This window comes from Saccharomonospora marina XMU15 (assembly GCF_000244955.1).
In the GTDB taxonomy this organism is placed as follows: Bacteria; Actinomycetota; Actinomycetes; order Mycobacteriales; family Pseudonocardiaceae; genus Saccharomonospora_A; species Saccharomonospora_A marina.
Genome location: NZ_CM001439.1, coordinates 5,435,747 through 5,460,150 on the forward strand (window position 1 = coordinate 5,435,747; position 24,404 = coordinate 5,460,150).

A 24,404-nucleotide genomic window follows, 5' to 3' on the forward strand; every position below is an offset into this window, starting at 1 on the left:
CCTGTTATGGTTGGTACATGCAACCGCTTGGGTCGAAGGCCGACTTGGTCTCGGTGGAGTCCATCGAGCAGGAGCTGACTTTGTTGGTGCGGCGCGCCCAGAAGGTGCATCTGCGCGGGGGCCCGACCGAGCAGGTCGTGGAGAGGGCCGCCTACGGCATCCTTGCGTGGCTCCATGACACCGGCCCACTGCGGCCCAGTGCGCTGGCAGCACACTTCCACCTGGACGCCTCGACGATCAGCCGGCAGGTCGCCTCCCTAGAGCAGGCCGGCCTGATCACGCGGGAAGCCGACACCGAGGACCGACGCGCCTTCCGGCTGCGGCTCACCGAGCGCGGCCGAGACGTCTTGACCACGACACGGGCGGAACGACGCGGTGTCGTCCGGAAGCTGCTGCAGTCGTGGTCGCCCGAGGATCTGGCGAGCTTCGCTTCCCTGCTCGCCGCGTTCAACGCCGGCATCGACAAGCACCTGGCTTCGGACCCGCACAGCGCAGAACGGAGCCAGCGATGAGCACGCCGTCCTCCCCCGAAGCCGGTGCCCCGGAGACACCCGGCGAACAGGTGATGCCGGGGCTGACGCACCGGCAGATCCTCACCGTCCTGGTGGGGCTCATGATGGGGATGCTGGTCGCCGCCCTGTCCCAGACGATCGTGGCCACGGCGCTGCCCACCATCGTCGGTGAGCTCGGCGGCCAGGACCAGCTGGCCTGGGTCGTCTCGGCCACCTTGTTGACCTCGACCGCCTCCACACCGATCTGGGGCAAGCTGTCGGACCTGTACGGCCGCAAGATCATGTTCCAGTCCGCGATCGGGATCTTCCTAGTCTCCTCCCTGGCCTCGGGGTTCGCCCAGAACATGGGGCAACTCGTCGGATTTCGGGCCGTGATGGGAGTCGGCGTTGGCGGGCTGATGGCACTGTCCCAGGCGATCATCGGTGACGTCGTCAGCCCCCGCGAACGCGGCCGCTACCAGGGCTACATCGGCTCGGTCTTCGGCCTGGCCACCGTCGCCGGGCCACTGCTCGGTGGCTTCCTGGTCGAGCACCTCTCGTGGCGGTGGACCTTCTGGGTCGGAATCCCCATCGGCATCGCGGCCCTGGCGGTGACCGAACGTGTGCTGAAGCTGCCGTTCCCGCGCCGCAGGCGTGCCATCGACTGGTTGGGGGCGTTCTTCATCGTCGCCGGGATCAGCGCCCTGCTGTTGATGCTCTCGCTCGGCGGCAAGGAGTTCGCCTGGAACTCGGGCTGGACCTACGGGCTGACCGCGGTCGCGGTGCTCATGCTCGCGCTCACCGTCTGGCAGGAGCGCCGGGCGGTCGAACCGATCATGCCCCCGCGACTGTTCGCCAACCACACCTTCGTCATCACCAGCCTGGCCGGTTTCGCGGTCGGGGTCGCCATGTTCGGCGCCATCATCTTCCTCCCGCAGTACCTGCAGATCGTCAAGGGCGAGTCACCCACCGCATCCGGCCTGCTGACGCTTCCCCTGATGGTCGGCCTGCTGGCCACATCCATCGCCTCCGGACGCCTGATCAGCCACACCGGCCGCTACAAGATCTACCCCGTCGTCGGCCTGTTGGTCGCCGTCCTGGGGCTGACGCTGATGAGCCGCATGTCAGTGGACACCTCGCTGTGGCTGGCCGGGGTGTTCATGTTCATCACCGGCGCAGGCATCGGCATGGTGATGCAGGTCCTCGTGCTGGCGACCCAGAACGCCGTGCCCCACGCCGACCTCGGCGTCGCGACCTCCGGAGCCACCTTCTTCCGCTCCCTCGGCGGCGCGATGGGAGTCGCGGTCTTCGGCGCACTGCTCACCCACCGCCTCCGCGACACCATCCCCGCGCAGCTCAAGGCGGCCGGGGTCACCGCCGACCAGATGCCCGCCGGGACTGCCACCCAGGGCAGCCCCGAACAGATCGCGGCGCTGCCCGAGCCCATCCATCTCGCAGTCACCACCGGGTTCGCCGAGGCGCTGCAAACCACCTTCCTCGCCGCCGTACCGTTCGCGCTGCTCGGGTTCGTCATCCTGCTCTTCCTACGCGAAACCCCGCTGCGACAGACCCACGGACACACCTCCGGCGAGGACCTCGCCACCGCATTCGAAACCGCGGTCGACCCCAACGCGCATCTCACCGACCACGAGAACCGACCCGGACCGGGCGAACTCTCCAGGAAGGTTGGTCGGGAGTGTCAGCGATCTTGTGGGTGATAGCGTGATCGCCTTGTCAGTGCTGCACGTCGAGTCGGTCGCCGTAATGCATGGCGAGCGTGTTCAACGCTTGTTTCCATCCTACTACTTTTCCCGTGATATTTGAACGGTTTTTGAGTGGGTTTTTGGTCACGAGATGGAGCTCTTTGAGTGCGGCCTGCTCGTTGGGGAAATGGCTGCGGCATCGGGTGGCTCGCCGGAACCGGGAATTCAGGCTCTCGATCGCGTTCGTAGTATATACGAGCTTCCGTAACTCCGGCCGGTACGCCAGGAACGGAGTGAACTGTTCCCAGTTGCTGCGCGAGAGCCGGATCATCGCCGGGTAGGTATCCTCCTACTCGGCACAGAAATCAGTGAATTCCGCTTCCGCTGCCTCCTGGTTGGGTGCGGTGTAGATGAGCTTGAGTCGTTTCCTGATCGCCGACCAGTACTTTTTCGACGCGTACCGCAGGCTCGCCAGGACCAGGTGGACCACACAACTGGACCTCCGCACGCGGCCACAACGCGGTGATCGCATCAGGCAGGCCTTTCAAGCCGTCGCAGGCCACGATCAGGATGTCTTCCACGCCACGGTTTTTGAGGTCGGGCAGGTGGTTCATCCAGCCCTTGGCACCCTCGCCGCCGGTACCGACCCACATCCCCAGCACGTCCCGCTCACCGGCCAGGGTGATCCCGACTGCGACGTAGATCGGCCGGTTCGCCACCTGCCCGTCCCGCACCTTCACAACAAGAGCGTCGATGAACACCGCCGCATACACCTGGCGGTTTCCAGTGGTCGTTGCGAATCCGGATAGGACGGATTTCGTATGCCTCAGGGTGCGTGGAACAAGGCGCCGGCAGCAGTTAAGCGGCGCTACTTTGAGTTGATCAGAACGGGGATGTCGGGGTCGGCGGCCGCGCAGCGGGTGGGCGTGTCGCTGAGCTGCGGGTCGGTGTGGTTCCTCGACGCTGGTCAGGTGGCCTTCATCGAGAAGCCGATCAGCTCGCGCTATTTCAGCCAGGACGACCGGATCGAGATCGCCGACGGCCTGGGCCGCGGTGAGCCGGTGAAGGAGATCGCGGCCCGTGTCGGCAAGAGCTACCAGAGCGTGTACCGTGAGATCGCTCGCAACCGCAAGGCCGACGGTAGCTATCAGCCGTGGTACGCGCACAACCAGGCATACCTACGGCGGCGACGTCCGAAAGCGCCACGGTTGAGCACCGACACGGCGTTGCAGGAACTGGTGAGTGCGAAGCTCTCGGCACGGTGGTCGCCGGGGCAGGTCAGCCGGTGGCTCCGGCGCCGGTGGCCCCGTCGACGTTCGTGGCACGTGTGCGCGGAAACGATCTATCAGGCCGTGTACGGCAAGCTGATCGCACCGCCCAGTCCGCGGTATCTCCGTACGGGGCGCGTTTACCGGCATCGTCGCGGACGTGGTCGTTCCCGAGAGGGTGCGTTGAAGCAGCTGACCGCGATGCGTTCCATCCACCAGCGACCCGTCAGCGTCGACGCTCGGCAACAGGCCGGACATTGGGAAGGTGACTTGATCATCGGCAAGAACCGCTCCGCGATCGCCACCCTGGTCGACCGCAAAACACGGTTCACACTCTTGGTACGCCTGCCGCACGGGCACTCCGCCCAGCAGGCCGGCAACGCGCTGATCGCCGCACTGACGGCATCAATGACCAAGCTTCCCGAGCAACTCCGCAAGACGCTCACCTGGGACCGTGGCAAAGAGCTCTCTGGCCACGCTCAGTTCGCGCTCGACACGGGCACGAAGGTGTTCTTCGCCGACCCTCACTCGCCGTGGCAACGCGGTACGAACGAGAACACCTATTGGTGCAGGGTGATCAAGGCCGGGCTTCTTCGACGGGAGACGCTCCGGTCGGGCCGCTGGGTGACTCGGAGAACACGTGCCGCAAGGCTTTCCGTTGATGTGTCCACGGTGGTCCACAGGGCGAGAGCCCTGACCGGGGTGACTTGATAGAAGCCTGCTGAGCCGTCAACTCGCAATAGGTCTGTCCCCTGGCCAGGGCTCTTGCCTCTGCCCCGTCATCCACGGCAGCGGAGGAGAGGACATTTCGATGGTGACAGTAGGGATCGACCCGCACAAGCACGTCCACGTCGCGGTGGCCGTCAACGCTCAGGGCAGGCGGCTCGGCAAGCCGCTGACCGTGAAGAACGACGCGTTCATGATCACTGTGCTGCTCACCTGGGTTCGGTCGATCGCGGGTGACATGCCCGTAACCTGGGCGATCGAGGACGGCCTGGGTTCGCCCGCCGCCTGGCTGACGGTCTGTTGCTCGCCAGCCAGGAGGTGGTCTGGGTTCCGGCCCGGTTGACCGCGGCCCACCGCAAGCTGCACGCCGCCACCGGCACCAAGTCTGACCCGGTCGACGCCGCCGCAGCCGCTCACGCCGCCCTCGCTACTCCCGGCCTTGACCGGCACCGCATCGACGAGCGAGTGCGTGAGCTGCGTGTCCTGGTCGACTATCGCGCGGATCTCATCAAGCGGCGCACCATGATGATCAATCAGCTCAAGGCGCAACTGCATGTCTGGCTCGACCACACTCCGGGCGATCTCGCCCGTCCCAAGGGCATGGACGCGGTGACCGCATTGCTGGACGCGGCCTCGCTGGGCGCGCACGTCCGCCAGGCGCTCACCGAGATGAGCATGGAGATTGCTGAGCTCAACCGACGTGTCCGCCAGCTCGACGACGCCATCAGGGAGCTCGTGACCCCGCTGGCCCCCACACTGCTGGAAATCACCGGGATCAGCCACATCTCCGCAGCGATTTTGATCGCTGAAATCGGTGACATCACCCGCTTTTCCAGCTCTGCCAAACTTGCCCGCTACACCGGCTGCGCACCGATCCCTGTCTACTCCGCCGACAAAGAACGCCACCGCCTGCATCGGGGCGGCAACCGCCGCCTGAACAGCGTCCTCTACACCGCAGCCATCGTGCAGAAACGGCGCTATCCCGCCGCGCAGGCGTTACTGGCCCGCCACGAACCCACCAAGGGCAGCCGCGGCGCCCGACGCATCCTCCAACGTCACCTCATCGACGTCATCCACCGGGCCATGACCACCGATCAAGCCTCCTGGCAACACCACATCACCCGCCACGACCACGCCGCTTGACATAGAAGCATCAACGGCCTGCTGCGCCAGTACTTGCCCAAGGGAACCAACCTCCGAGCCCACAACGCAGAGGACCTGGAGCGTGTCGCCGTTGAACTCAACAACCGGCCACGCCAATGCCTTGGAGATCGCAGCCCCAGCCAGCTCATGCGATACTGGAAACCACAACAAAACACACAACTATTTCGCAACGTTCGTTAGAAACCGCCTCCGGTCCAGTGGACGCGCTTGCCACGAATTCAGATCCTCGAACACCTTGTCCGCCTGAATCTCGCCCGTCGTGAGCCCTTTTGCGTACAGTGAGATGACGGCGTCATGGAATCCTTTGACCCGTCGAGAGTATTTCGGCACGATCTGCGGGCGCGAAGGTGCCCTCCCGATCACGCGGCACGGCAATGCGCACCTCTCCCACGTCGGTCCGCACCGTTTTCGCCGACGACCACTCAGAGCTTGTCTCATGTGGATGCCTTTCGGAGCTTTTTCCAGCAGCTCAGGGCGGATCCAAGCTGAAGGAAAGCGAGGAAGTGTTCAGCTTTGCGTTCGTAGCGCAAGGTTAAGCGCCGGTACCCGGTGAGCCAGGCCATGGTCCGTTCGATCACCCAGCGGTGCTGGCCGAGTTTCTTGGCGGATTCGATGCCTTTGCGGGCGATCCGCACGGCGATGCCCTGTTCGCGAACCCAGTCTCGCAGTGCGGGGATGTCGTAGGCCTTGTCCGCGTGTAGCTTCGCGGGCCGGCGCCGACGAGGTCCGCGTCGGGATTTGACTGCGGGGATGGCCATCACCAACGGTTTCAGCGCGAGCGAGTCGTGGGTGTTCGCGGCGGAGATCGCGACGGTGAGCGGCAGCCCGCCGCGATCGGACACCACGTGGATCTTCGAGCCGAGTTTGCCCCGGTCGACCGGGCTGGGACCGGTCAGAGATCCCCCTTTTTTCGGGCTCTGTTGATCTATGTGTGGGTGCGGTCCGGTAGTTCGGGGCGGTAGCCGCCGAGGGCCAGAAGTGCGAGGGAGATGAGGGCGTCGGGGTGTTTGAATCCGAAGGCCAGTCGTGTCAGCAGCCGGATCTTGGTGTTGGTCGATTCGATCAGCGCGTTCGACAGGCCGTGGTCGAGCGTCGCGTGGATGGCGGCGAGCTCGGATCGGATGGTGCGGGCGAGTTTGGTGAACTCGGGTATTCGGCATCGTGCCGCCCAGGACAGCCAGCGTTGCAACGCTTCTTTACCGGCTTCGCCACCGATTGCGAAGACGTGCCGGAGTCCTTCTTTGAGCAGGTAAGCGCGGTAGAGGCGGGGGTCGGTTTTGGCTATCCAGGCAAGCTTGTGGCGTTGGTGATCGTTGAGGTTTTTGCGGGTTCTTCCACAACGCCCATCGTGCTCGTTTCATGGTTTGTGCGGCACCGGCCGAGGCCCGCCGGCCGCGCCGGTCCTTATTGCTGCCGCCGGGCTGACGGCGCGCGGTGTTCCATGCCTGACGCCGTACCTGGTCCAGCGCGTCGGTGGCCCACTTGACCACGTGAAACGGGTCAGCGCAGCGGGTTGCGTCCGGGCAGTACTGGGCCACGGTGCGGGCAATCCAGGCCGCCGCATCCGCAGACACATGCGTGATCTGCGCGCACCGGTCGGGGCCGAGTAACTCGAAGAACGCCGCCAGCGTGGGCTTGTCGTTGCCCGGCGCTGCCCATACCAGCCGTCCGGTGTCGTGATCGACCACCACGGTGAGATACCGGTGGTTCTTCTTGTAGCTGATCTCGTCGATCCCGATCCGGCGCAGCCCGGCCAGCCGATCAACCCGGGCGTCGATATCGGCCCGGACCCGGGTGATGATCACCCCCACGGTGGGCCAGGCGATCCGCATCAGCTGCCGGACCGTGGACCTCGACGTCGCGGTCGCCAGCCAGGCGACGGTGTCATCGAAGGCGCGGGTATGCCCGGCACCGTGCCGGGCCCAGGGCACCGCGCTGACCACGATCCCGTGCTCACGACACCGCACCCGGGATGCGGCAGCTTCGACGAACGCCTGCACGGTTCCCAGGTCCAGCGCACGCCATCGACGCCGGCCCCGGCCGGCGTCATAGCGCGGACACCGCCGACGACACACCCCGCACCGGTCACGATCCCGCCGCCGGACCCGCACCGCGGCCACCAGCACCTGCTCGGCCTCATCGAACTCCACCGACTCCACGACCGCTGTGTTCACGCCCAGCAGCCGACCCCATACCCTGACACCGGGCACGTCGTTCTCCGTCTATCCGGTTTCTGTTCCTCGACAGCTCAGAAACCTAGACCCAGCAACGACGTGCCCCCTCTACTACCTGAGCAAACTACCCACACATCAGTACAAAGAGCCCGAAAAAAGGGGATCTTTGACCGGTCCCAGTCCGGTCGACCGGGGCAAGCCGGGCTCGAAGATCCACGTGGTGTCCGATCGCGGCGGGCTGCCGCTCACCGTCGCGATCTCCGCCGCGAACACCCACGACTCGCGCGCGCTCAAACCACTGGTCATGGCCATCCCCGCGGTCAAATCCCGCCGCGGCCCCCGGCGGGGCCGACCTGAGAAACTGCACGCGGACAAGGCCTACGACCAACCCGCGCTGCGCCGCTGGGTCGCAGCGCACGGCATCGGCGTGCGGATCGCCCGCAAGGGCATCGAATCCGCCCAGAAACTGGGCAAGCACCGCTGGGTGATCGAGCGCACCATCGCCTGGCTCACCGGATACCGACGCCTGACCCTCCGCTACGAACGCAAACCCCAACACTTCCTCGCATTTCTCCAACTCGGAGCCGCCGTGACCTGCTGGAAGAAACTCCGAAAACTCACCACATGAGACGAGCCCTTTGTCGGTGATCGAGGAAATCAGATCCCGCGACACGTCGGCGTCGTAGATCTCGAACAGGTGCTTTTGAATTTCGCCGGTCGTGAGACCCTTGCCGTACAGGGAGATGATCGTCTCGTCGAATCCCTCGATCCGGCGGGCGTGTTTCGGCACGATCTGCCGCGTAAAGCTGCCATCACGATCACGAGGGACCTTGATGCGAACCTCACCGATATCGGTCGTCACGGTTTTTGCGCCCGCGCCGTTCCGCTCATTCGTGGTATCTTTACCCGTGCGGTCACCCTTCTCGTAGCCCACATGCTCATCCAGTTCAGCGTTCAATGCCGCTTCCAGGACAGTTTTCGTGATCTGCCGCAACAAGCCGCCCGGGCCCGTCAAAGACACACCCGTATCCCGCGCCGTCTCCAACAACTCCCGCGCGATACGGACATCCAGATCACCCCGACACCCGAGCCAGCATCGGACTTCGCAGCCGCCACATCGTTACTCAACGTGATCCTTTCGAGCCAGGGTAAATCCCCAGCCTTCCATGATCACCAGCCCCACCCACGAAGTGTCCGACAGTCCCCCTCCGCGCGGGGGCGCTCGGCGAACAGGGCGCGTCCGAAATTTTGTGGGTGTTGATCTCGTGGTCTGACGGGGTGGCAGCGGTTCAACGGCGAGATCGGCGCGATGAAACGTTTCCGGTGGAGAACCTTGTTGAGCTACGCGCCCTGTTGTTTCAGCCGTTTTCTGTCTGGCCCGGGGTGGTCTGGGGTCCGTGGCTGGTGAGGAAGTCGTCGACGAGTTGTGTGCAGAACTGTTGGTCGTTGGGGGTGCCGGTGACGAGGCGGTTGAAGATGAGGGGGCCGATGAGTTGGGCGAGGGCGGTGGTGGTGTCGGTGCCGGGGCGGAGTGTGTTGTGGGCGGTGTCGCTGGTGAGGACGGCGTCGAAGGGTTGGCGGTATTGCTCGATGATGCGGCGGCGCAGGGTGTGCAGGTGTGGCCGGTCGGTTTGGGTGGGGGTCGGGGGTGTTGGTGCGATGCTCATGCCGAGCCAGGACAGCACGGTCAGCTGCAGGGGGGCGTGGTCGATGAGGTGGGCTTGGTTGGTCAGCAGCGTGAGCAGCCGTTGGCGTAGGGGGCCGTGGTCGGGTGCGGGTGCGACCGGGGGCAGCAGGCGTTCGAAGGCGGCGGCGAGCAGTTCGGTGCCGGTGCCGAAGTGGCGGTAGAGGGTCGCGCGGGCGATGCCGGCGGTGCGGGTGACCGCGTCGATGGTGACCGCGTCGATGCCGCCTTCGGCCAACAGGTGGGTGGCGGCGTCGAGCAGCCGTGTGCGGGAGCGTGCCAGCCGCGGGTCTTCGTCCGGGGTGCTGGGTGTGGGGACGGCGGCGGTGGGCATCGATCTCCTGCGTATCCGGAGGGCAGCGCGGGCATGAGCAAGTCTAACGCCAGCCGGACTTGTGAAACTACCAGTCTAGGTCCAATACTGTCGGTTCACAAAGGTCCGAGGCTTGCGGGTGATGCGTGTGGCGGAGTCTGTCGGGGGAACGGGCGGGGCGCGTGGTGGCTGGACGCTGGCGGTGTCGTGTCTGGCCGTGGCGTTGGTGATGGCCGGGGTGGCGTCGCTGACCACGGCGTTGCCGGAGCTGGCAGCGGATATCGGGGCCAGTCAGACGCAGGCGACGTGGATTGTGGATGCCTACACCTTGGTGCTGGCGGGCGTTCTGTTGCCGGCGGGCGCGGTCGGTGACCGTCTCGGGCGGCGCGGTGTGCTGCTGGCTGGACTGGTCGTGTTCGCGGTGGGTTCGGCGCTGCCGGTGGTGGTGGATACGCCGACCGGGGTGATTGTGTGCCGGGCGGTCGCGGGGTTGGGGGCGGCGCTGGTGATGCCGGCGACGTTGTCCCTGCTGACTGCGGAGTTCCCTGCCCGGCAGGCCGCGCGTGCGGTGGGGGTGTGGGCGGGTTTTGCCGGGGCGGGTGCGGTGCTGGGCATTCTCGGGGCCGGCGCGTTGTTGGCGGTCCGGTCGTGGCAGGCGGTGTTCGTGGCCACCGCGGTGTTGGCGCTGCTGCTGGTGGTGGGTGGCTGGTTCGTGCCGTCGTCGCGTGAGCCTGCGGCGCCCGGGCTGGATGTGCCGGGGGCGGTGCTGTCGGCGACCGCGGTGGGGTTGGTGGTGTTCGGGGTGATCGAGGCTCCCGATCACGGCTGGGACAGTGCGCTGGTGGTCGCCTCGCTCGGTGGTGGGGTGCTGGCCGGGGCCGGGTTCGTGCTGGTCGAACGGCGACGGGCGGCACCGTTGCTGCAGGTCGGGTTGTTCGGCGACCGCGGGTTCGGTGCCGGCGCGGTGTCGCTGGTGGTGCAGTTCCTGGCCGCGTTCGGGGTGTTCTTCGTGCTGATGCAGCACCTGCAGCTGGTGTGGGGCTACTCGCCGCTGCGGGCGGGGCTGGCGTTGGCGCCGGTGGCCGTTCCGCTGGTCGCGGCCGCGGTGCTCGCGCCGTGGGTGAGCGAGCGGGTGGGGTTGCGGGTGATGACCGGTGCCGGTCTGGCGTTGGTGGCTGGTGCGCTGGTCGGGATCGGCGGGCTGGGGGGCGGCGAGGACTATCCGCGGCTGGTGGTGTTCCTCGGTGTGTTCGGGCTCGGTCTGGGCATCTGCGCGACACCGGCCACCGCCGCCATCGTGCGCGGGGTTCCCCGCGCCAAGCAGGGCGTGGCCTCCGCGGTCAACGACGTCACCCGGGAACTCGGTGCCGCGGTGGGGATCGCGCTGGCCGGCAGCCTGCTCGCCAGCAGCTACCGCACCCATCTCGCCCCACAGATCACCCACCTCCCCGCCGCAACTCGCGCCCACGCCAGTGATTCACTGGCCGCCGCGCTGCAGCTAGCTGGCGACACGCCCGCCGGACCGGGTCTTGCCGCTGCGGCGCGGCGTGCCTTCGTTGACGGGTTCCACGACACCCTCAGCGCCCTTGCCGTGATCACTGCGGTCACGGCCGTCGCGCTCACGGTGTGGGCTCCCGGAAGCCAGCGCGGGCACCGACCGTGGCAGCCAGGGGAAACCCGAGGCCGCAACGCTATCGACTCTTCGCTTGTCGCCAAACAGGATAGGAGCACCTCGTGACTGGACGACGCGTCATCAGCGACTACCCGCACCAGCTGGCCGGGCACTGCGGGTCGGGAGCGCTGCGCGACCTGATGCAGTGGGCCCGGCTGTCCTACGACGACACGCCACTGGACGAAGGCACCGTGTTCGGGCTCGGCGGCGAACTCGGGTTCACCTACCTGCGCCACCCCGCCATGAGCCCGCCGATCTACCTCGTCGGCCGGGGCCCCGACCTCACCGGGGGGTTCACCCGCCGTCTCGGGATCACCGCCACCCAGCACACCACCGACGACCCCGACGAAGGCTGGGCCTGGGTCCGCGACGAACTCGACCACGGGTATCCGGTGCTGTGCTGGGCCGACATCGCCCACCTCCCGTACCTGCGGGTGCGGCTGAGCATGAGCCGCCACGACATCGTGATCACCGGCTACGACGACCACACCCGTACCGCTACCGTCGTCGACAACGACCGCGCCGACCCCCAACCCGTCGGCTACGACGCGCTGGCCCGCGCCCGCAGCTCCACCGGATTCCCCGCACCCACCCGGCACACCACCTACCGGCTGCGCTACCCCACCCAGCTGCCGCCCCTGGCCGACACCGCCGCCGACGCCTGCCACGCCGCCGCTCGAGCTCTGCGCCACCCCCAACCACTGCTGCCTGCCGGTCAACTCGACGGGGTGACCGACCTCGTGCACGGCGCCGGCCTGGACGGCCTCAGCGTCTTCGTCGACGACCTGCGGCGCTGGCCCGACGTGTTCACCGCCACGCAATTGGATACCGTGCTCACCGCGCTGGCCGCGTTCATCGACAAGGCTGGCACCGGCGGCAGCCTGTTCCGCCGGCTGCAAGCCGACTACCTGCACTACCTCGCCCAGCGCACCGGCCTGCCCATAGCACGACAAGCCGCCGACCTCTACGCCCAGCTCACCCAGCTCTGGCACGGCCTCGCCCGCATCGCCACCGCCGACATCTCCACTGCCACCCGCGTCACCGCGCTCGCCGACACCGCGCGACACCTCCCCGAACTCGAACAGCAAGGCGCCGATCTGCTCGACCTGCTCGCCCGCGAACTCAGCTCTTGACGCCCCGGAGACGCCGTGACCACTCCCGCACCCCTCACCTACCGCCGCGCGGGCCTCACCCTGGCCGCTGACCACTGGACCGCACCACCAGCCACCCCATCGCGCGGCACCGCTATCTTGCTCCACGGCGTCGGGCAAACCCGCCACTCCTGGCACCACACCGCCGCCCGGCTCGCCGAGCACGGCTGGACCGCGCTCACCCTCGACGCCCGCGGACACGGCGACAGCGACTGGGCACACCCCCACGACTACACCGTCGATCACCTCGTGGACGACCTCGTCCACATCACCGGCACCCTCAACGACACCCCCGTGCTCATCGGCGCCTCCATGGGCGGTATCACCGCACTGCTCGCGCACGCCCACCACACCATCGCCCGCGCCCTCGTACTCGTCGACATCGCGCCCCAGATCAATCCCGCCGGCGCCGCACGCATCCTCGATTTCATGACCCGCCACCGCGACGGCTTCGCCACCCTGAACGAGGCCGCCGCCGCGATCGCCGCCTACAACCCCCACCGAACCCGCCCCGCCACCACCCACGGGCTCCGCAAGAACCTCCGCCAACACCATGACGGCCGCTGGCGCTGGCACTGGGACCCACAACTGCTCCAGTTCATCAGCAACACCGCCGCCCTCACCGACCTCACCACCCGAATGAACACCGCAGCCCAACAGATCACCATCCCCACCCTGCTCATCCGCGGCGAACTATCCGACATCGTCAACCACGACTCCGTAGACCGCCTTCTCCACCACATCCCTACCGCCCACACCACCACCGTCACCAACACCGCACACATGGTCGCCGGCGACGACAACGACATCTTCACCAACCACCTGATCGACTTCCTCAACCACCTCCTGCCCCTGCCACGTGCCGAGTCGAGAAAGCGGAGCGGGCCAGGGACGTGACGCTCGGTTACTCGGGCCCGGCGGTGCGTTGTCCTCGGCGAAGACGGCTGGCGACGTAGCTGGCACCGTCGCCGCCGTTCTCCCGGTACCAGGAGCTGGCGGTGGTGTCGGCGACACCGAGCAGGTCGGCGAGCATCTTCCAGTGGACCGAGCCAACCAGTGACAGCCAGGCACCGTTGCGGGCGGTTCGGGCGCTGGGGACGCCCACCTTGCGCAGCCGGGTCTGCAGGGTGGCCGAGACCATCGGCCGGCCGGGGCGCAGCCCTGGGAACAGGTAGGGAGTCGGGCGGTGCCGCAGCGCGCCCCCGAGTGGGCGACGGTTGGTGACGGGATCAGTTTCGTGGTGGTGTACCAGTTCTTCCGGACCGCCATCAGCTCACGCAGTCGCCGATCGTAGCGCGGCTGCCGGGCCTGCAGGTTGTCGTTCTGCTCGTCCGGCTTTGGCCGGGACACCGCGTTCATCGCTCCCTCCTCCGGCGGCCAGCAGGCTCGCCTGCCGCGTGATCGCTGAAGTCGTCGTCCATCTCCGCCTCCGCCTCGGCCATCGCGAAGGCGCGCTGCAAGGCGGCCTCCTCGGCCGCATCCAGGTGCTCACGGACCTTCAGGTTCTTGAACTCGCTACTGACCGCCGTGTAGATCGCCGTGGTCGCCGCGTGGGAATGACTGACCTGGTCGGTGACGAACTGCCCGTCATAGCCGGACTCGATCAACCTGGTCACGTACGTGTAGCGCAGGCAGTGCGGCCCCAGATGATCCGGCAGCCCCGCCACTTCGCGCCAATGCTGGAAGCGCTAGTTGACCGCCTGCTCGGAGAGCATCTCATCGCGCTCGGTCGGGAACATCACGTCGTCGTCCTCGCGGTCGATATAGAACAGCGGCCGGACGTTGTCCAGGTAGACCTGGACCGTCTGCACCGCCCACGGCCACACCGAGATCACCATCCGCCGCGGTCAGCGCGCCCTTGCGCCCCTCCGTTCGCAGCCGCCGGATCTCCGGTTCCATGCAACCGAACAGTCGCTTTCTCTCTTCGCGGGTCAGTGGCCGGTTCCCGCTGGGATTGCCGATGCACTCCTGCGCATGGCGGACCGCCTTGAGGTGCCGCAGCGCGAACGTGCCGAACAGCTCCTTACAGACCAGTGGCCACTCGGCCACTACATCGCCCTCCGGCAACGCCTCGACACCTTCGCCGACACGCTCACCGCAACAATCGACAACAGCGAATCCCGTTGGTGACAGTTATCTCTGGCAAGTAACAGATATCGCTGGGAGTCACAAGTGCTCGTCCACACAAGACAGTTGTCTTGTTTGATGAATCGCTTGACATGGAGGCGGTGACGAAGCGTCCATAGTCGTGTAGCCCGAGCCACCGGATGCGCACCGGCGGGCGACGCCCTGGCCGGGGCATGACCACCCATTCCGTATCAACACATGGAGTTCGTCATGTCCCGTAAGAACCGTCAGAACCGCGACGCCAGCAGCGACCGCCACCTGCACGTCGTGGCCGATGACCCCGGTCAGACCGCGCGAACGACGGAGGACAAGGTGCGCGCCGCACTGGTCGACAGTCCCGGTTCCACCACCGTCAAGCTGGCGATGACGGCCGGGGTTGGCCGTTCAACGGCGGCGAAGATCCTGGCTCGCTGGGGCCGCGACGGTGACGCGATCCGCACCGCGGGCGGCGGCCCTCGCGATCCCGATACCTGGGCACTTGCGTTGTCGGACAGCGACGCCGCCGACACCGCCATGCTGGATGCCGACGACACGTTGCCGGACGCGCTTACGACGCCCAACACCGATCAGGTCAGCGACACCGTAGCCGAGGAACCGGCAGGAACCGAGGAAACGGCGAACGATGTCGCCGAATCGGCCGCCGAGGGCCTCACTGGCGGCGCGTGCTCATCGTCCATCGACGCTGATGGGCACACCGCTCCTTCTCCGGCAGCCTCTGCTGCGGTCGCGGATTCCACCGACACCGGCCCGAGGGACAAGAATCGACTGCCCAAGGGCGGGTTGCGGGTGTTGGTGAAGGAGTACCTGGCCGAGCGCCCGGATGGGAGTTTCGGACCTGCTGAGATCGGCAAGGAGTTGCTGCGGTCGGGCGGCGCGGTCAACAACGCGCTGGAGAAGCTCGTCGCCGACGGACACGCGATCAAGACCTGCGAGGCGCCGAAGCGGTTCGCCATCAACCCGGACAAGGCTGGTGCCCTGGAAAAGACCGCCGACACAGAGTAACCGGCCTGGCCACTAACCGCCCGTACGGGCACCAGTCCGCCTATCCGCACGCAGGGCCGCCCGCTAGGACACGGCCCTGCGGCGGGCTCTCTCCGGGGCCACGGCCCCCGCATCGGCCACGGACGGCCTCCGCTTTTCGTTCCCGCCCGGTCGCTGCCTGCAGCTTGTGGGCAGCGACCGGGGCGGCACTGTCGGCGACGGGCGAAACCTGCTGCCGTGCTGATCCCCTGCCGCTGATACCTGGGTTCCCGTCGCGGTTCTGGCAGCGACTGGGCCCGGTCGACTGGTCGAATACACAGGGCCGTGGATTCTCGCTACGGGTCGAGCGGCCGGCGGCAGCCGCGCTGGCCCGCCGCCTACCGGTGCGGCGATAGCACCAATGACCCCAGCTGTGATCCGGTACCGCGCCGAAACCGGTATGCGATTCGCTTTCCGGTTCTGTGGTATCGACCGCGTGAGTTGGTTGCGTCATCGATGCCTGGTGCGAGACCAGTGGTCGGCGCTGTCATCGTCGGCGGGTGGGCGCGTGCTCCGGGCGGGTCGTGGGTTGTGTTCGCAGTTGGGTATCGCAGAAATGGCCTGCGTGGCACGCGGCGGCGACAGCGAACAGCGCGGCTCGGTGGCGGTGGTCAGCGGCCCTGTTCGCTGGGGCGCGGCGACGGGTGGTCTGGCGGGTGGTGTGTCGGGTGGGAGGAGGGCGGTCGGCGGGTGGAGGTGGGGGCTATGTCGCGGGTAGGCCTGGGGAGATGGTCAGTCGAGGAGGATGGCGGCGGCGCGGTTGATCAGGGTGTCGGCGAGGGGGCCGAGTTCGGTTGCGCAATGGATCGGGCCCTGGCCGGGTGGGGTGGTGTCGTCGATCCAGTTGTTGGGGTCGTCGGTGGCGAGGAGGGTCCATGTCATGTTGTCGGCCAGGACCTCGGCCACGGCACACGACTGGGTGCTGTAGAAGTCGCGCTGGATGCGTGCCCGCACGCGGTGTCGACCGAGGCGGACGATGCGGCTGTAGCGGTAGCGGTGTTGGTCGCAGCTGGTGCTGTGGTCGAGTTCGGTGATCCGCCGCGCGGCGGGGCTGGTGGCGTTCATCGGGGCATGTCCCTTCTGTCGTCGGTTGGGCTGGCTGGGGCGGGGTGGCTAGGGCGGGGTCCGTGTTCCGCCCCTAGCCAGGGTGGTTAGCGGGTGGCTCGTAGCGCGGCGGTGGCGGCCTGTCCGATGGCGCGGGCGGTGGTGGTCGGGTCGGTCAGGGTGTGCACGGTGGCGCCGTCCATCGGTTCGTTGGAGGGCTCGTCGGGTTGCAGCCACAGCACCGCGCACCCGTTGGCGCGCAATCGGTCGAGCATCTTCTGCGCCGGGGTCTTGGTGATGCTCTCGAAGCACCCGTCGGAGATGATCACCAGTAGGCGGGCGGCGTCGGGGCGGGACAGGTCGAGCGCGCCGTCGAGCGCGCTGATCGCGGTGTCGATGCGGTGCTCGCCGTCGCCTGCGTCGAACTCGGTCACGCGGGGCGGGGCGTTGCCGGGGTGAGTGATCGGGCGTACGTGGTAGCCGAAGATCACGCTCGCCGTGGTGGTGGGTACGGCGGTGTGGTGGGCGGCGTCGGCCAGAATCCAGGCTGCCGAGGCGACCGGTTTCGCGAAGGCGCTCATGGACCCCGATACGTCGCATGCGATCCCGATGCGTAGCGGTGGTGCGGGCACGGTGGCGCGGGTGGTGCGGGTGAACGGTTCGGCGGTGGGGACTGTGCCCGCCGCCCGTTGCGCGTCGGCGGTCATGGCTCCGCGCATGCGCAACCGCCCTGGGGGCGTGGCCGATCTGGTCTTGGCGACCGTGCGGTCACGAACCCCGGCGGTGTTCAGTGCCCGTGCGAGTTGGCGGGCGGCGGTACGTTCGGACGTGCGCGGTGCCCGGGTGCCACGGGTGGTGGTGCCGAAGGCGGGTGGTTTGCCGGAGCGGTTGAATACGGCTCGCGCGTTGCGGTGCGCGTCCTGCCGTGCCTCGTTCTCGTCGGCGGCGGCTTCCAGCGCTTGCGTCACGGGGTCGGTGGGTGCGGGGTCGGTTGCTACCGCGCGGCTGACCGCCCGTGCCGCGCTGGCGACGGCCTGCGCCAGTGGCGAGGGGGTGCCGTTCGTGCTTTGCCCGTTGCCGGGAATCCCGGGCTTGGGAGGTGGTTGGTTGGGGTCGGTTCCTAACGCCTCACACCAGCGGCGGCCGAGGTCGATCATCGCGTCGGCGTTGTCGTCGGCGGTGCGGTGTGCTTCGCGCCAGATCTCGCGCAGGGTGTCGAGGGTGTCGGCGTCCAGTATCTGGGTGACCACGCGGGTAACGACGGCGGTTTCGCGGCGGTTGAGGACGCCGCCGTCCACCCGTGCCAGCAGCAGCGCGGCGCTTCGGGCGGCGTCGTGGGTCGTCATCTTGGGCGCGGTAGCGGGGTTGTTGGCCTGCATGTCGGCGAGGATGAGGTTGGTGGCGCTGGCGCGCAGCCAGTACCGGTCACCCGGGCGGCGGCGAAGGTGCGCGGCTTCGATGCGGGACTCCTCCAGGAGTTCGGCCGCCGCCGCTGCCCCGGGTGGTGCGTTGTCGGGTGTTCGCCACACGGAGTGTTTGGCGTGGGCGCATTCGTGGGTCAGTAGTCCCCACGCGGTTCGGTAGCGCTTGCGGTCTCCGACGCGGTGTGGGGCGACGGTGGCGGGGTCGACCCCGCTGTCCAGGTGTGCACCGTCGACCTCGATGGTGGCCAGATCGGGGAAGAAGCACGCGGGGGCGCCGTGTCCAGCCCCGGGTGCGACGGTCACCACGAGGTCGTCACGGTCGGCGATGGCGGGGGCCTCGTCGCCGAATGCGGCCGACAGGGTGAGCCATCCGGGTGCGGCGGGAAACATGGCCGTGGGTGCGGCGGTGGGGGCGGCTACGTGAGTGCTCATGGTTTGTGTGTCCTTCCAGGTATTTCGTGCGGGTGTGTGGTGGTCGCGGGCTAGAACTGGGGGCCCAGCGACAGTGGGGCGACGTTGGTGCCGAACACGTTGCGCACCGCTTCGGCGACCACTTCGTGGTCTTCCTCGGGTGCGATGCCGATCAGGTTCCCGGCTGCGGCGCCGGTGCCCAGTACGTCGGCGATCCGGTTGAACGCGATCAGCTCACGCAGCTGCGGTGCCCACCCGATCTCGCCCTTGTCTTGCCGTGCGGCCAGGTTCCGCGCTACCCGAACCGCTTTCGGGTCGATCTTCAGTTGGGTGGCCAGGTCGTAGTCGGTGGACACGTGAATCTGCGCGGCGAACCGTGACGACAGTGCGTCGGTGAGCACCGCGCCGTGAACCCCGGGGTTGTGTCCGGCCACGACGTAGAACCCCGGTGCGGCGTCGACCACCTCGTTTTTGTGGGTTTTGATGACGATCTGGCGGCGTCCGTCCATCGCGGGGTACACCACCGCGAGCACGGTCGGCGGTATGAGGGTGGCGTCGTCGATGAACAGTGCGCGGCCCTCGCGCATCGCCGTCACCAGTGGACCGTAGGTGAATTCGTAGCGCCCGTCCGGGGTTTGGGTGTAGGACCCGACGAAGTCGTCGGTCACGGTGTCGCTGTCGCCTTGCACGGTCACCAGATCGTCGAAGGCTGCCTCCACCACTGAGGTTTTCCCGGTTCCGGGTGGGCCGTACAGCAGCGCGGGCACGTTGGCGTCACGCAGTCGCCGCAGCGCGGTCACGTCCGACAGGCTGGACAGTTTGCGTGGGTGGTACATCTGCCCGTTCGGGCGGCGTATCGGTGCGGTGACCACCGCCTGCGTAGTGGGCGTCGTGGCGGGTGCCGCCGGTGCCGGGGCGGTGGTGGTGCGCGGGGTGACGGTGGCGGTTTTCGCGGCGTCGGCGGTTTTACCGGTCGCGCGGTAGGTGACCGGGGTGGTGCCGACCTTTTCGGCTTCCCCTCGCGCTTCCAACGTCGCCAGCGCATTACCCACAGCGCCGGATGATCTTCCGCCGAGTTTGTTCGCGATGGTGCCGGGGGTGAACGCGGTGGTGGGGTCGTTGGCGAGTTGCTCGGCCACCATGCGCCGGAGTTCGCCGTTGCGCAGTCGGGTTGTCGCACGCGGGGCGGCGGTCACGGTGCCCGTGGTCGAAGTCGTGCCTGGCGTGGTCATGCGTGGGGTCCTCTCCTGAAAAGCAAGCTGTCGGCGGCGGTTTCTGTGCTCGTGGATCAGTCGGTGGCGAACCTGGTGACCAGGGCATGGACCGCGTGGTACTCGTCGGCGGCGTGGTAGTGCGTGCCGTCGGCGGTCACGATGCGCCAGCGCGCACCGCGCACCGTGTCGGCGGGGTAATAGGTTCCGACGAGTTTCCCGTCGGGGCCGGTGACCACGCCGTACAACAGTTGTTGCGCGTCGGCGGGGTCGATCACCACGGCCCTGACCGTGCACCCGTTCTCGATGAAGCTGTCGAGCGCGGTTTCGGGCAGTGGACCGGGGTCGGCGTCGGGGTCGATGGCGTACACGGGCGGGTCGTCGGTGTTGTGGTTCACGGTGTTCCCCTTTTCGGTGTGGCGTGTGCGGGTGGCGGGTCAGTGGGTGGCGGCGAATTCGGCTTCGGCGGCGTCGGCGTTGCGCTGGTGGGTTTCGGCGGCGGTGTCGGCGGCGTCGAGAGTCGGGTGGATTTCCTGCCACCCGCAGTAGCAGAACGCGGTGGCGGTGCCGTTGGAGTTGGCGGCGGTGTCGGCGTAGCACATAGTGGTCCCCGTTCATGAATTGCAGATTCTTTCGACTTCCCGGGAAATGGTGCGCGCCCGGGGCGGGTGGTTCGTTGTGTTTTCCGGTTTTCCCGGTGACACGACAAACGTAACTCGACCACCGGCGCCGTGCAATGTTTTTCCGGGCTCCGTTCGGGGGACTTTCGCGATTTTCCTCACCCAAATTCTGGGCGTGTTTGCGCAGGTCAGGGTTTGATCCGTTCTGGAACCGATGAGCGCGCCGAATTCTGAAACCGCGGACGAATACGCATTCACCAGCAAGACAAAAAAGGGCGCAACGGATGGGTCGTGAAGGTGAGCGGTGTGCACTGGTGAGCAGCAGGGATGTGATGTCGAACTCGCGCGAGACTGCCACTGGGCCCGATGTGCTTGCCTGCTTGGTGCCAGGCGAGTCTGGGACACCGGTGGATCCCCCGGCAGCGGGCGTGACCTGGGCGAACGATCGACACGGGGTGATCCACCTTAGTCGGATACCGGAGGGCGAGGCTGATCGGCCGGGTCGGCGGCCCCACGATGGGCAATGACTCTGCGCGCCGCTTCGCCCCGCGACCGTCGCAGCGGGTGGTCGTACCGGGGTGGCAGGCTCGATGCTGGCGACACCGGCGCCTGGACGGGCGTCGTGACCCTGAATGCGGCCCCGTGCCATCTCGCCGCTACGCGAACGCCGCACCCGACACTCGACGCGAAATGGTGTAGTCGTGGAAATACGGGACCGCGTCCACGCGCTTCTTTTTCTTCGCCTCGACGATTGCGCCAACACGGTCGACATTAGCATCGGCCCGGGCAGCACCGCGCCACGGAATCGAGGTATCTCGCTGTTCCGCACAATCGACTTTGAGGTGAGTGCACTGCGCCGAGATATCCGCGTTGGTAAGGCGTTATCGGGAGCAGGGGGCACGGTCATTCAGGTCGCTGGGGACTGAGTTGAAGCCTCGACAGAAATGCCGGTGTGTCGGGCGCGGAGGTGTTGGGCGAGGTTGATGGTGTCGGTGGTGGGGGTGGTGTCGATTTCGGCGAGGTGGGTTTGTAGGAGGGTGAGGGTGCGGGAGATGGCGTGGTGGTGGCCGAGGACGTGTTGTAGGCGCATGATGTCGCGGTAGAGCAGTTCGTTGTGTGGGTCGAAGCCTCGTGCGGTTTCGAGCAGGTCGAGTGTGTCGGCGGGGTTGGTTTCCACTTGGGCGCGGGCGAGTGCGGCGACCGCGTCGAGGGCGTCGCGGCGGGTGGTTTCTCGGGCGGTGGTGAGCCATTCTGCGTCCAGGCCGTTGGCTATGGGGCCGCCGTATCGCGCGACGATGGCTTGGCACGCGTGGGTGCGTTGTTCGGGTGTGGTGGTGGCGCGGCGGCGGGTGACCGCGGCGGCGAAGTTCCAGTAGTCGACCTCGATGACGGCCGGGTCGAGTTGGTAGTGGCCGTGTTCGGCCAGGACGAGTTCGCGGACGGCGCCGCCGGTGGCGGTGTCGAGGGCGCGGCGGATGCGGGACAGGATGGTCCGCAGCACGCTGGCGGGGTTGCGGGGCGGCTGTTCGGGCCACAGGGCGTCGATGATGCGGTGTCGGGAGACCCCGCTGGGGTGGACGGCCAGGAACACGAGCAGTTCCAGAAGGCGGTTACTCAAGGCCGGGGACAGGTCCTGCAGCGCGTCGTCGGGTTGTGTGGGGTTGGGGCGCCAGCGCAGGGCCGGGGCACCGAACACGGTGAGCACCAGCGGTACCGGTGTCACCGCGTTCGTGTCCGCCGCCACCGGTGGGGGTGGTTCGTGGGTGTGTTCATCAGCGTCAGCGGCGGGTGGTGTCGGCGCTGGTGGGTTGGTGGTGATCTCCAGGCGATCGGGGCCGCTTTCCGCGTTGCTGGGTTGGGCCGTGTCGGGTGCGGCGTCATGGTTCGCGGTCCGGTGGTGGACCGGGGGTTGGGTGGTGCGCAGGAAGGACAGCAGCTCGCCGGTGGCGGTCTCGGGCAGGGTGAAGGCCCGGGTGCCGCGTAGTGGCTCGCCGAGGCCGGGGTTGGTGGCGGTGATGCGGCCGCCGGCGGTGACGTAGGCGGTCACTCCGGGACGCCACTGGCCCAGCAGCAGCGCGGTGAGGCCGTGCTGGGCGCCGTTGTCGAGTAGTTGCTGTAGCCGCGCCTGCTGGTGTGGTTCGTGGGGAGGCGAGGCGACCAGAACGGTCGGCTGTTGCGGTACGGGGGTGTGGGGGTCCAGTGTGGCCAGTGCCGTTTCCAGGTCAGCCACGACGGTGAGGGTGTCGGGTAGGTGTGTGGTGGGCACCGGCACACCGAGTAGACGGGCGAGGTCGCCGGCAGGCACCAGCACCGACGGCACCGGCTCGCCTGCGGACACCGCTGTGGTGAGGAGGGTCAGCAGCAGGGCGCGGGCTGCGGCGTGGCCGCCTGGGCCGAGCAGGCCGAGGCCGTGGACGCGGGCCAGGTCCAGCGCGACCACCGCTGTCCCGCCCGCGGCGGTGTTGGTTGTGGCGTTGTCGGCGTGGTGGGTGCTGGTGTCCAGGGCGATATCCACCACCGGCGCCGACGGTTGCGTCCCGGCGCTCGGGGGGTCGGCGGGCACTGGGTGGGTGCGGGCAGCCAGCGTGGACTGGACGGGGTCGTGGGGGTGTTCGCGCGCGGCCGGTTCGCCGGGTGTGTGGTCGGTTTGGGTGTCCGGTTCGGGGTCGTCGTTGTGGTGCTGGGCGTGCAGGTGGGCCAGCCGAAGCTGATACACCACGGGTGTGGTCGGCAGGTCGTCGTCGCGTCGCCCGCTGCCGGGTCGGTAGCGGGCGTGATGGCGGCGCCGTGCGCGTAGCAGCAGCGCGCTGACGGCCGCGGCCAGGCCAAGGCTGACGAATACCTCGCCGCTGCCCCAGGTCACCGCCCCCGCCGCGGGTTCGGTTGCGGCGTGATCGGCCGTGGGCGTGGTGGCAGGCGCCGGTGCGGTCGGCTCCGAAGGCGGCGCGGAGGGCGCGGGGTGGCTGCTGGGTGGCGTGGGCGTGGTGGGCCCTGGTGGTGGTGCGGGTGCGCGGGGCGGGCCGCTGGCAGGGAGGCGGATGAGGTCGCCGGGGTGGATCAGGTTCGGGTTGGTCATGACCCGCCCGCCGGGTTGTGTGCTGCCCTGGTTGAGGTCCCAGATCTGCGGCCACCGGTCGCCATCGCCCAGGCGGCGCTGCGCGATCCGCCACAGCGAGTCGTGCACCCCGTGCCGTGGTGGGCGGACCCGCTCGACGCCGGGCTCGACCGGCGAGTGGGGCGGCTCGATGCTGGTGTGCCCGCCCGCGGCGGGAGTCATACCGGCGGGGGCGTCCGCCACGACCGAGGTGTGCCCGACAGGCCGGGCCGGCCCCGGCAGGTTGGCGAGTGCGGCGATGGCGGTGCGGCCCAGCACGGCGACCAGCAGGGCACCGATGAGCACGGCCGCGACCCGCCGCACCGGCCCGCCCTGGCCTCGCGGGTCCGGCCACCGCGCTTTTCGGATGACATCGAGTACGCAGGCGGCGACGTCGCGGACGAACACCAGCCACAGCAGCCAGGCCAGGCAAGCCAGCGTGTCGAGCAGGAAGCTGCTCGACATCGGTGCCAGCAGCACGGCAGCGATCTCCTCCAGGCCGGGCAGATGGCCCGGCAAGGGCCATCCCACACCGTGGATCAGCGCCGTGGGAAGCCCGGCCACCAGCGCGGCCAGCAGCGTGGCCGCGCCCAGGGCGCGCACCACCCGGCCCGCCAGCCGCGCGGTGCGCACGATCCACACCCGACCAGGCGTCATCAGTGGCTCGCCGCGCCGACCCCGGCCGCGGTGGGGGTGTCCGGTGGGGTTGGTCGTGCCGCTGCTGCGGCTGTGGGCGCGGCGGGGGTGGTGGCCGGGTGTGTGTCCTTGCCGTTGGTGTCGTTCTTCTTCGCGGTGGTGCGTTTGCGCCTGCCGCCGCGGGCGGGTTTGGCCGCCTGGTCTCGCCAGCGGGACAGGTCGGCGGCCGGGATGTCGGTGACCTGGGCCAGTTCGGGGATGTCGATGACGTCGCCGGCCGCGGTCAGGATCTGGCCGAGTTCGCGTTCGAGCTCGCCGAGCTGTGCGGCGAGTTCGGCGTGGCGACGGGCCAGTTCGCCGACGGTGGTGGCCGCTTGGGCACGGCGTGCGCTGCGCGCGGAGTCTTTGTGTTCGAGGCGGCGGGTGATTTCCTCTTCCGTTGTGACCATGCCGGTGTCTCCTTTCCGTGGT

The 24,404-nt window shown here is 68.0% G+C and carries 22 protein-coding genes and 6 pseudogenes; 12 read left to right on the forward strand and 16 right to left on the reverse strand.

The features are described 5' to 3' along the window. Nucleotides 1-17: 17 nt before the first annotated feature. Together SACMADRAFT_RS25760 and SACMADRAFT_RS25765 are read left to right on the forward strand one after the other, a co-directional pair. Nucleotides 18-512 carry a MarR family winged helix-turn-helix transcriptional regulator gene (locus SACMADRAFT_RS25760; RefSeq protein WP_009156796.1) on the forward strand — a complete coding sequence of 165 codons (495 nt, stop codon included), beginning with the start codon at nucleotides 18-20 and terminating at the stop codon, nucleotides 510-512. Continuing rightward, a complete protein-coding gene (locus SACMADRAFT_RS25765) occupies nucleotides 509-2,209 on the forward strand; it encodes an MDR family MFS transporter (protein ID WP_009156797.1) in 1,701 nt (566 codons plus the stop codon). The genes SACMADRAFT_RS25760 and SACMADRAFT_RS25765 overlap by 4 nt, the downstream gene beginning before the upstream one ends. 16 nt (nucleotides 2,210-2,225) lie before the next feature. Here SACMADRAFT_RS25765 and SACMADRAFT_RS31480 read toward each other — a convergent pair. Further along, nucleotides 2,226-2,970, reverse strand: a pseudogene (locus tag SACMADRAFT_RS31480) (IS256 family transposase); the annotation flags it as partial. 117 nt (nucleotides 2,971-3,087) lie between these two features. Here SACMADRAFT_RS31480 and SACMADRAFT_RS25775 point away from each other — a divergent pair. From SACMADRAFT_RS25775 to SACMADRAFT_RS31085, 4 genes and pseudogenes are all read left to right on the forward strand, one after another. Continuing rightward, complete coding sequence (locus SACMADRAFT_RS25775) at nucleotides 3,088-4,173, forward strand: IS30 family transposase (RefSeq protein ID WP_232285476.1); 1,086 nt, start codon at nucleotides 3,088-3,090, stop codon at nucleotides 4,171-4,173. A 100-nt stretch (nucleotides 4,174-4,273) separates the two neighbouring features. Beyond that, nucleotides 4,274-4,531, forward strand: a complete 258-nt coding sequence (locus SACMADRAFT_RS30575; RefSeq protein WP_040925902.1) for a hypothetical protein — start codon at nucleotides 4,274-4,276, stop codon at nucleotides 4,529-4,531. Further along, on the forward strand, nucleotides 4,489-5,331 hold the full coding sequence (locus tag SACMADRAFT_RS25785; protein ID WP_198285901.1) for a transposase: 843 nt from the start codon (nucleotides 4,489-4,491) through the stop codon (nucleotides 5,329-5,331). Before SACMADRAFT_RS30575 ends, SACMADRAFT_RS25785 begins: the two co-directional genes overlap by 43 nt. Then, a pseudogene (locus tag SACMADRAFT_RS31085) lies at nucleotides 5,332-5,532 on the forward strand (IS30 family transposase); the annotation flags it as partial. A 9-nt stretch (nucleotides 5,533-5,541) separates the two neighbouring features. On the opposite strand, the pseudogene SACMADRAFT_RS31545 reads toward SACMADRAFT_RS31085, so the two are convergent. The 3 genes and pseudogenes from SACMADRAFT_RS31545 to SACMADRAFT_RS25800 all read right to left on the reverse strand — a co-directional run. Beyond that, nucleotides 5,542-5,767, reverse strand: a pseudogene (locus tag SACMADRAFT_RS31545) (transposase); the annotation flags it as partial. Nucleotides 5,768-5,786: 19 nt separating this feature from the next. Then, nucleotides 5,787-6,365, reverse strand: a complete 579-nt coding sequence (locus tag SACMADRAFT_RS25790) for an IS5 family transposase (RefSeq protein WP_269726585.1) — start codon at nucleotides 6,363-6,365, stop codon at nucleotides 5,787-5,789. Further along, nucleotides 6,278-7,562, reverse strand: a pseudogene (locus SACMADRAFT_RS25800) (ISL3 family transposase). The gene SACMADRAFT_RS25790 and the pseudogene SACMADRAFT_RS25800 overlap by 88 nt, the downstream one beginning before the upstream one ends. A 115-nt stretch (nucleotides 7,563-7,677) precedes the next feature. Here SACMADRAFT_RS25800 and SACMADRAFT_RS30165 point away from each other — a divergent pair. Continuing rightward, nucleotides 7,678-8,154: pseudogene (locus SACMADRAFT_RS30165) on the forward strand (IS5 family transposase); the annotation flags it as partial. A 3-nt stretch (nucleotides 8,155-8,157) separates the two neighbouring features. Here SACMADRAFT_RS30165 and SACMADRAFT_RS31090 read toward each other — a convergent pair. Both SACMADRAFT_RS31090 and SACMADRAFT_RS25810 read right to left on the reverse strand, forming a co-directional pair. Beyond that, nucleotides 8,158-8,598 (reverse strand): annotated as a pseudogene (locus SACMADRAFT_RS31090) (transposase); the annotation flags it as partial. 286 nt (nucleotides 8,599-8,884) lie between these two features. Beyond that, nucleotides 8,885-9,544: a TetR/AcrR family transcriptional regulator gene (locus tag SACMADRAFT_RS25810; protein WP_009156799.1), complete on the reverse strand. Its 660-nt coding sequence runs from the start codon at nucleotides 9,542-9,544 to the stop codon at nucleotides 8,885-8,887. A gap of 121 nt (nucleotides 9,545-9,665) precedes the next feature. Between SACMADRAFT_RS25810 and SACMADRAFT_RS25815 the strand changes: the two genes are divergently transcribed. Genes SACMADRAFT_RS25815 through SACMADRAFT_RS25825 form a run of 3 tightly spaced genes read left to right on the forward strand, consistent with a single transcriptional unit; the run spans nucleotide 9,666 to nucleotide 13,243 of the window. Further along, on the forward strand, nucleotides 9,666-11,261 hold the full coding sequence (locus SACMADRAFT_RS25815) for an MFS transporter (RefSeq protein ID WP_009156800.1): 1,596 nt from the start codon (nucleotides 9,666-9,668) through the stop codon (nucleotides 11,259-11,261). After that, nucleotides 11,258-12,328 carry a BtrH N-terminal domain-containing protein gene (locus SACMADRAFT_RS25820; protein WP_009156801.1) on the forward strand — a complete coding sequence of 357 codons (1,071 nt, stop codon included), beginning with the start codon at nucleotides 11,258-11,260 and terminating at the stop codon, nucleotides 12,326-12,328. Before SACMADRAFT_RS25815 ends, SACMADRAFT_RS25820 begins: the two co-directional genes overlap by 4 nt. A 15-nt stretch (nucleotides 12,329-12,343) precedes the next feature. Then, nucleotides 12,344-13,243, forward strand: a complete 900-nt coding sequence (locus SACMADRAFT_RS25825; RefSeq protein ID WP_009156802.1) for an alpha/beta fold hydrolase — start codon at nucleotides 12,344-12,346, stop codon at nucleotides 13,241-13,243. Between the two features lie 7 nt (nucleotides 13,244-13,250). Here SACMADRAFT_RS25825 and SACMADRAFT_RS25830 read toward each other — a convergent pair whose 3' ends face one another. From SACMADRAFT_RS25830 to SACMADRAFT_RS30175, 3 genes are all read right to left on the reverse strand, one after another. Next, nucleotides 13,251-13,487 carry a hypothetical protein gene (locus SACMADRAFT_RS25830; RefSeq protein WP_040925907.1) on the reverse strand — a complete coding sequence of 79 codons (237 nt, stop codon included), beginning with the start codon at nucleotides 13,485-13,487 and terminating at the stop codon, nucleotides 13,251-13,253. 214 nt (nucleotides 13,488-13,701) lie between these two features. Then, complete coding sequence (locus SACMADRAFT_RS28735) at nucleotides 13,702-14,013, reverse strand: tyrosine-type recombinase/integrase (protein ID WP_050998274.1); 312 nt, start codon at nucleotides 14,011-14,013, stop codon at nucleotides 13,702-13,704. Between the two features lie 21 nt (nucleotides 14,014-14,034). Further along, nucleotides 14,035-14,184, reverse strand: a complete 150-nt coding sequence (locus SACMADRAFT_RS30175; RefSeq protein WP_157617311.1) for a hypothetical protein — start codon at nucleotides 14,182-14,184, stop codon at nucleotides 14,035-14,037. 136 nt (nucleotides 14,185-14,320) lie between these two features. Here SACMADRAFT_RS30175 and SACMADRAFT_RS30180 point away from each other — a divergent pair, with 136 nt between their 5' ends. After that, entirely contained in the window at nucleotides 14,321-14,476 is a 156-nt protein-coding gene (locus tag SACMADRAFT_RS30180; RefSeq protein ID WP_157617312.1) for a hypothetical protein, read from the forward strand. Nucleotides 14,477-14,683: 207 nt separating this feature from the next. Continuing rightward, the gene (locus SACMADRAFT_RS25840) at nucleotides 14,684-15,475 is read left to right on the forward strand and encodes a hypothetical protein (RefSeq protein WP_009156803.1); all 792 of its coding nucleotides are present in this window, start codon (nucleotides 14,684-14,686) and stop codon (nucleotides 15,473-15,475) included. Between the two features lie 750 nt (nucleotides 15,476-16,225). On the opposite strand, the gene SACMADRAFT_RS25845 is transcribed toward SACMADRAFT_RS25840, so the two are convergent. From SACMADRAFT_RS25845 to SACMADRAFT_RS25870, 7 genes are all read right to left on the reverse strand, one after another. Continuing rightward, a complete protein-coding gene (locus SACMADRAFT_RS25845) occupies nucleotides 16,226-16,558 on the reverse strand; it encodes a hypothetical protein (RefSeq protein ID WP_009156804.1) in 333 nt (110 codons plus the stop codon). A gap of 86 nt (nucleotides 16,559-16,644) precedes the next feature. After that, nucleotides 16,645-18,393, reverse strand: a complete 1,749-nt coding sequence (locus SACMADRAFT_RS25850; RefSeq protein WP_009156805.1) for a VWA domain-containing protein — start codon at nucleotides 18,391-18,393, stop codon at nucleotides 16,645-16,647. Between the two features lie 50 nt (nucleotides 18,394-18,443). Beyond that, the gene (locus SACMADRAFT_RS25855; protein WP_009156806.1) at nucleotides 18,444-19,604 is read right to left on the reverse strand and encodes an AAA family ATPase; all 1,161 of its coding nucleotides are present in this window, start codon (nucleotides 19,602-19,604) and stop codon (nucleotides 18,444-18,446) included. A 56-nt stretch (nucleotides 19,605-19,660) separates the two neighbouring features. Next, entirely contained in the window at nucleotides 19,661-19,981 is a 321-nt protein-coding gene (locus SACMADRAFT_RS25860) for a hypothetical protein (protein WP_009156807.1), read from the reverse strand. Between the two features lie 39 nt (nucleotides 19,982-20,020). Continuing rightward, nucleotides 20,021-20,185 (reverse strand): hypothetical protein, encoded by a 165-nt coding sequence (locus SACMADRAFT_RS30580; protein WP_009156808.1) that lies wholly within the window; start codon nucleotides 20,183-20,185, stop codon nucleotides 20,021-20,023. Between the two features lie 925 nt (nucleotides 20,186-21,110). Next, nucleotides 21,111-23,954, reverse strand: coding sequence for a BTAD domain-containing putative transcriptional regulator (locus SACMADRAFT_RS25865; protein WP_009156809.1), 2,844 nt, complete (start codon nucleotides 23,952-23,954; stop codon nucleotides 21,111-21,113). Next, on the reverse strand, nucleotides 23,954-24,382 hold the full coding sequence (locus SACMADRAFT_RS25870; RefSeq protein ID WP_009156810.1) for a hypothetical protein: 429 nt from the start codon (nucleotides 24,380-24,382) through the stop codon (nucleotides 23,954-23,956). The genes SACMADRAFT_RS25865 and SACMADRAFT_RS25870 overlap by 1 nt, the downstream gene beginning before the upstream one ends. Nucleotides 24,383-24,404: the final 22 nt, after the last annotated feature.